Source organism: Kribbella sp. (assembly GCF_035687465.1).
Classification (GTDB): Bacteria; Actinomycetota; Actinomycetes; order Propionibacteriales; family Kribbellaceae; genus Kribbella.
On the sequence record NZ_DASRXP010000574.1, the window covers coordinates 1 to 6,437 of the forward strand.

General features: G+C 67.9%; 6 protein-coding genes. 4 read left to right on the forward strand and 2 right to left on the reverse strand.

Going from position 1 to position 6,437, the window contains the following annotated elements; genetic code table 11:
- Nucleotides 1-1,383, forward strand: a 1,383-nt coding sequence (locus VFG33_RS30425; RefSeq protein ID WP_325056430.1) for a sensor histidine kinase, incomplete at its 5' end; no start/stop codon positions are given.
- A 51-nt stretch (nt 1,384-1,434) separates the two neighbouring features.
- Nucleotides 1,435-2,043 carry a LuxR C-terminal-related transcriptional regulator gene (locus VFG33_RS30430; protein ID WP_325056435.1) on the forward strand — a complete coding sequence of 203 codons (609 nt, stop codon included), beginning with the start codon at nt 1,435-1,437 and terminating at the stop codon, nt 2,041-2,043.
- 399 nt (nt 2,044-2,442) lie between these two features.
- Here VFG33_RS30430 and VFG33_RS30435 read toward each other — a convergent pair whose 3' ends face one another.
- On the reverse strand, nt 2,443-3,054 hold the full coding sequence (locus VFG33_RS30435; protein WP_325056431.1) for a hypothetical protein: 612 nt from the start codon (nt 3,052-3,054) through the stop codon (nt 2,443-2,445).
- A complete protein-coding gene (locus tag VFG33_RS30440) occupies nt 3,047-4,975 on the reverse strand; it encodes an acyl-CoA dehydrogenase family protein (protein WP_325056432.1) in 1,929 nt (642 codons plus the stop codon). Before VFG33_RS30440 ends, VFG33_RS30435 begins: the two co-directional genes overlap by 8 nt.
- 112 nt (nt 4,976-5,087) lie before the next feature.
- On the opposite strand from VFG33_RS30440, the gene VFG33_RS30445 reads away from it, so the two are divergent.
- Together VFG33_RS30445 and modA are read left to right on the forward strand one after the other, a co-directional pair.
- On the forward strand, nt 5,088-5,483 hold the full coding sequence (locus tag VFG33_RS30445) for a TOBE domain-containing protein (RefSeq protein ID WP_325056433.1): 396 nt from the start codon (nt 5,088-5,090) through the stop codon (nt 5,481-5,483).
- A 1-nt stretch (nt 5,484) separates the two neighbouring features.
- A complete protein-coding gene (modA, locus tag VFG33_RS30450) occupies nt 5,485-6,255 on the forward strand; it encodes a molybdate ABC transporter substrate-binding protein (RefSeq protein ID WP_325056434.1) in 771 nt (256 codons plus the stop codon).
- Nucleotides 6,256-6,437: the final 182 nt, after the last annotated feature.

Below are 6,437 nucleotides of genomic sequence, written 5' to 3' on the forward strand. Positions count from 1 at the left end.
ATCGGCGTTCTGCTCGCGGTCGCGGCGAGTCTCGTGACCAGATTCCGGCGCGGCGACGAGCAGACCAGGCTGCGGCTGCGCTGGTTGGTCTGTGCAGCGGTGAGTGTGCCCGTCCTGCTCGCGACGAGTTGGCTGCTGATCGCTCTCGGCGTCCCTGACACGTGGGCGTACCTGTGGTTCCTGGCCGCCATGCTGGTGCTCGTCCCCGCCGCCATCGCAGTCGCCATTCTGCGCCATGACCTGTTCGACATCGATCGATTGCTGGGTGCCACGCTGACCTGGCTCACCACAAGCATCGTCTCCGCCGCGGTGTTCGCCGGCGTCGTGGTCGCGGTCGACATCCTGTTTCCGGACCAGCAACGAGCGGGGATCACCAGCGCCGCCTTCATCACTGCCCTGGTTCTGCTTCCGCTCCACCACTGGCTGCATCGCGGCGTTTCCCGCTTGGTCGACCGGGATCGCACGGTTGCGCTGGCTCAGATCCAGGAGTTCGTACGGCGGGTCCGCGACGGCCGCGCCGAACCCGAACAGATCGAGGACGTCCTACGCATGGCTCTCCAAGATCCCAGCCTCGAAGTCCTGCTGCAGCGTCCTGGCGACCACCTCGACCTGCCGAGCGGCGCGATCCCCTTGCAGACAAGCGGTTCCACCGTGGGTGCCCTGGTGCTCGGGTTGACCTCGGCCCGGCGGGTACGGCGGGCTCGCGAGGCGGCGATGGAAGCTCGGCTGCCGATCGAGGTGAGCCGCCTGCGATTGGAACTGCGGGAGGCGCTGGAGGAGGTCAGGGCGAGCCGCGCCCGGCTGATGACCGCGGTCACCGCCGAGCGGCAACGGTTGGAGCGCGATCTCCACGATGGGGCGCAGCAGCAACTCATTGCCATCGGCATGCGGCTCAGATCCTTGCAACACCACCTCGGCCCGGGCGGACCGGCGTACGGGGAGGTCGACGAAGTGGTCGACACCGTCGAGGGAACCGTGGCCGAGTTGCGGCGGATCGCTCACGGCGTCCGGCCGAGCCGGCTTGACGACGGGCTCGCGGTGGCGCTGCGGCGGCTCGTGCAGGACAGTGCGGTGCCGGTCGACCTGAGTGTGTCCGAGTTGGAGGTGGACGAGGCGGTGGCAACCGCGGTGTACTTCACGGTTGGCGAAGCGATCGCCAACGCGCTCAAGCACGCGCGCGCGACCCGGATCTCGATCGAGGTCGGGCTGACCGGGGGACGGCTCCGGGTCCAGGTGTGTGACGACGGGATCGGCGGCGCGCGCGAGGGGTTCGGGCTGACCTCGTTGCGCGACCGGGTGGCCTCGGTCGGCGGCGAACTCACCCTGGACAGTCCACCGGGATCCGGGACCTCGATCAGGGCGGAGATCCCATGCGCGTCGTGATCGGCGTTTGTTTTATTTTCATTGCAGTTGGGCTAATCCGAGGACTCGGCTCTGTTCCGGGAAGGCCTGAGCCGGCTGCTGACGGAGAACGGCCACGAGGTGGTCCGGGCCGTCGCCAATGCCGATGCCCTGGTCGAGGCCGTTCGGGAAGTCGCGCCGGACCTCACCATCATCGACGTACGGATGCCGCCGACCATGACGGACGACGGCGCGCAGGCAGCCAAGGTACTGCGGGCCGAATCCGCCGACAGGTCGATCCTGATGCTGTCGCAGCATGTGGAGACCAAGCACGTGGTCGAACTGGTCGCCACCGGTGGATTCGGTTATCTGCTGAAGGATCGGGTGCTGCGGGTCGGCGACTTCCTCGATGCGATGCAGCGGGTGACTGACGGCGGCTCGGCGCTCGATCCCGCGATCGTGGCGGCTCTCGTGACACCGACCCGGGTGGGCGATCCGCTGAGTGCGCTGTCCACGCGAGAGCGGGAGGTCCTGGGGCTCGCCGCAGAAGGGTTGTCCAACTCAGCCATCGCCGGGCGCCTCGTGCTGGCTGAGCGCACGATCGAGACCCACATGCGCAGCATCTTCCAGAAACTGCGGATCACCGACAGCCCCGAGAGCCATCGCCGCGTCCTCGCAGTACTGGCGTTTCTCACCACCTGAGCCGGGCTGCCAACTTGCAAGGGAAAGGGAAACGCCGGCCGTGTCGGGTGTCGGTCACCACCTCACTGGCGACCGGCACCCCGGCGACACGGCCGGCGTCCTGCTTTGCCCCGAGAGGGCGGTTTCGGCCCGAAGGAAGGAGGTACCGCTGACTCATTCCGAGCCCGGCAGGGGAGGTACAGTCCGGTCTCGGACGGGAGTGCCGCGGTATCACCAGGAGCCTGAGCCGGCGACCCGTCCGTCGCCGACAACAGAACGTTGTCACGGGGTGGCTCAGAGCCGCCACGGAGCGGGTCAAACATTTGCATTGATCTTGTCTAAGGCAACGCTGTGTATACAGAATGTCACTTTCCGTACTGGCGAGTACGAAAAATTGCCTTCAGCAACAACTATCCCGCCCTAGTAGGGGTAGGTGTCGTCCCGGCGGATCGGGTCCATGTCCCAGAGGGAGAACTCGACCACCTTGTGCGACTCCTCGCCGCCGGCTGGGCTGATCCCGAGGCCGTCGTAGTCCTTGGAGCCGATCCCGTCCAGGTAGCCGAGTAGCTCGAAGGCGGACCGGGCGTCCTCGATGTCGTCGATCACGTCGTCGTTCTGGGCCTCGTCTGCGCGGCTGCGGACGTAGGCGATGAACGCTTCCGGATCCGTCACCACGAAGTCGTACCGGGCCTGGTAGCTGAGCCGGATGCCGTGCTCCGGCACCAGCGGCTCGTCCAACCCCTCGTCGCCCGCGACCATCTCGCGGTAGTCGGCCGGATCGTCGAAGTCGTCCGGGCCAAGCGGCAGGTCGTCCAGCTCGTCCGGGTCGTAGGAGTCGATGCCGAGGAAGATGTCGCCCCAACCACGCTCGTGGACCGCGTCGGCGAGTACCCGGGCCTGCACCCGGACGTTCTCGATGGCCGTGGTGGCCCGCAGATCATGCAGGTCCAAGGCGTCGGCCTGCTCCAGCAGGACCTTCGCAAGTTCGCGGGCGGCCTCCGCGGCCGACGCGGGCTCAATCGGCTCACTCATGCTGCGACGGTACAACCATCGGCACGTCCACCGCCGCGCCCGGTACTCCGAACGCGTCCACCAGGCCGATCGCGTGCGGCCGGACCAGGGCGCAAAGCTCGTTCACCAAGGCCATGATCGCCTTCGACCGGGGCCCCGACAACCGGCCGTGTTCGATGTACCAGGCCCGTTCCCCCTCGATCGTTGCCAGCGCATGCAGATCGCACAACTCCTTCAGCCGCTCCCGCGGTTCCCCCTCCGGAGCAGCCTGTACTGCGGCCTGGAACGCCTCGAGCACCACGCGATCGACATGAGCGCGACCAGCCGCGATCACGTGGTCCTGGCAACGGTTGAACACCTCGAAGGCATCGTCCCCGGCTTCGATCCCGCCCCGGAGCCGGCGGGCGACCCCGGCCAGCATGTGCTCCTCCCGGTACCGGAGCAGTCCGGAATGGTAGGCGTCGTCCCGGAGCCCGGCATCGGGATCACCCTTGTCGTTCCGGTTCGGTACTGCGTCCCGCAGACGCTCGACCAGGGCCCGGACAGAGGTCTTCTCGACCGCGATCTCCACGGCCTGGCCCGCGATGAACCGTGCGGTGCCGAGCGGATCGAGCTTGCCGAAGGACTCCCGGTAATCCGTCAACAGGCCCTTGGCAACCAACTGCAGGAGGACGGTGTTGTCGCCCTCGAAGGTGGTGAACACGTCCGTGTCCGCCTTCAGCGCGGCCAGCCGGTTCTCGCTCAGATAGCCCGCACCACCACAGGCCTCACGGCACATCTGGATGGTCTCGGTGGCATGCCACGTACCGACGGCCTTCGTCCCGGCCGCCTGCGCCTCCAGGGCTCGCCGGTCGTGCTCGTCGTTCCCTTCGCCGTCGCCACCGAAGATCCGGACGAACTCGGCCGCCAGCTCCGCCTGGGCGAAATGCAGTGCATATGTCCGGGCCAGCAAGGGAAGCAGTCGTCGCTGGTGCATCCGGTAATCCAGCAGCAACACCTCCTCGGAACTCCCGGGCGCAGCGAACTGCCTGCGCTGATCGGCGTACCGGATGGCAATGGTGAGGGCCACCTTGCTGGCGCTGATCGCGGCGCCGCCGATCGAGACCCGGCCCTGGACCAGGGTGCCGAGCATGGTGAAGAACCGGCGGTCGGGGTTCTCGATCTCGCTGGTGTAGGTGCCCTTGGCATCCACCTGCGCGTAGCGGTCCAGCAGCGCAGTACGGGGGACGCGGACCTGGTCGAAGACCAGGCGGCCGTTGTCGACGCCGTTCAGGCCGAGCTTGGGGCCGCAGTCGGTGATCGTCACGCCGGGCAGCGGTTCGCCGTCGGCCGAGCGGATCGGGACGAGCAGGCAATGCACCCCGTGGGTCTCGCCGCCGACGACCAGCTGGGCGAAGACGGCGGCCATCCGGCCGTGCCGGGCAGCGTTGCCGATGTAGTCCTTGCGTGCCGCGGGATGCGGCGTGTGGATCACGAACTCCCCGGTTGCAGGGTCGTACGTCGCCGTGGTGCCGAGCGCCTGCACGTTCGAGCCGTGACCGGTCTCCGTCATCGCGAAGCAGCCGAGCAGGCGTCCCTCGATCGCGTCGGCGAGGTACTCGTCGTGGTGCCGGGTGGTCCCCAGGTGCAGGATCGCGCCGGCGAACAGGCCGAACTGCACGCCTGCTTTCACCATCAGCGACAGGTCCCCGAAAGCCAGCGTCTCGAACCCGGCGATGAACCCGCCCAGATCGCCCTGGCCGCCGTACTCCTTGGGGAACCCACGGCTGGTGTGCCCGTCGGCGGTGATCTGCTGCATCATCTCGAGCACCTGGTCGCGGTACTCGTCCCGGGTCAGCCGCAGCCCCTCGTCCAGCAGGTCGGCATGCGCCGCCAGCCCGTCCCGTACGACGTCCCGCGCGGCCTTGTGCGGTCCGTCCAGATACTCGCGCAACCCCGTCATAGGCCAAACCTATGCCGACCGCCCGGGCGCTGCCGTAACGACGCTCACGGTTGGCGGACCGTAACCCGAAACTCGGCAGTGCTGCCGCTTCTGCGGCGCTAGAGTGACATTCATGCCGAATTTGCGGGTCAGTGAGGCCGCCGCGTTACTCGGAGTCAGCGACGATACGGTCCGGCGCTGGGTCGAACAGGGCCGGTTGCCGTCGGTCCAGGAGGGCGGGCGGATGGCGGTCGAGGGCCGCGAACTGGCGGCGTTCGCCCAGCAGCTCGCGGAGTCGCCGGAGCCGGGCACCACCACCGCGGCCTCGGCGCGGAACCGCATGCGCGGCATCGTCACGCGGGTCGTGAAGGACGGCGTGATGGCTCAGGTGGACATGCAGGCGGGCCCGTACCGGGTGGTCTCCCTGATGAGCCGAGAGGCGGCCGACGAGCTCGGCCTGGAGCCAGGGGTGGTGGCTGTCGCCTCGATCAAATCCACCCATGTCGTTGTCGAGATCCCGGAGGCCTGAGATGTTCCGTCGTACCGCCGTCGCTGTGCTGGCGGCCCTTGCCGCACTGGCCCTGACGAGTTGTGGAGACGACTCCTCCCCAAGCGCCGCGCCGTCGTCGGCCGGCCTCTCGGGAACGGTCAACGTGTTCGCGGCGGCCTCGCTGACCGGCACGTTCACCCAACTGGGTAAGGACTTCGAGGCCACCCATCCGGGCGTCAAGGTGGTCTTCAACTTCGCCGGCAGCTCGGCGCTCGCCACCCAGATCAACCAGGGCGCCCCGGCGGACGTGTTCGCCTCGGCCGCCCCGAAGAACCTGGACCAGGTGACCGACAAGGGCACCCCGACCACCTTCGCGAAGAACGAACTGGAGATCGCGGTACCGAAGGGCAATCCCGCCAAGATCACCGGGCTGACGGACTTCGCGAACAAGGACCGCAAGATCGCCCTCTGCGCCGAGCAGGTGCCGTGTGGCGCGGCGGCGAAGAAGGTCTTCGAGGCGGCCAAGCTCACCCCTCAACCGGACAGCCTGGAGCAGGACGTGAAGGCTGCGATCACCAAGGTGAGCCTGGGTGAGGTCGACGCGGCGATGGTCTACAAGACGGATGTGCTGGCGGCCAAGGACAAGGTCGAGGGCATCGAGTTCCCCGAGGCCTCGCAAGCGGTCAACGACTACCCGATCGCGACCCTGACGAAGGCGGCGAACCCCGACGGCGCCAAGGCCTTCGTCGACTTCGTCCTCTCCGCCCGCGGCAAGACCGTCCTCACCGAAGCCGGCTTCGTCACCCCGTGACGGACAGGCCCTCGCCCCACCACCATCTACCCGACCCCAGCCTGACAGCGCGGGGTTCAGAGCGGACCGTGTGAGACTTTGGCGTTTGTGAGAGCGGGGCGTAGGAGGCAGCGGATCGGGGGCCGTTTGCCCTTGGTGCTCGTGCTTCCTGCGCTGCTCGGGCTCGCCTTCCTGCTCGTCCC

Coding starts and splice junctions, on each gene's coding strand:
- VFG33_RS30440 (WP_325056432.1), bottom strand. CDS start 4,975: ATGACGGGGTTGCGCGAGTATCTGGACGGACCGCACAAGGCCGCGCGG.
- VFG33_RS30435 (WP_325056431.1), bottom strand. CDS start 3,054: ATGAGTGAGCCGATTGAGCCCGCGTCGGCCGCGGAGGCCGCCCGCGAA.
- modA (WP_325056434.1), top strand. CDS start 5,485: ATGTTCCGTCGTACCGCCGTCGCTGTGCTGGCGGCCCTTGCCGCACTG.
- VFG33_RS30445 (WP_325056433.1), top strand. CDS start 5,088: ATGCCGAATTTGCGGGTCAGTGAGGCCGCCGCGTTACTCGGAGTCAGC.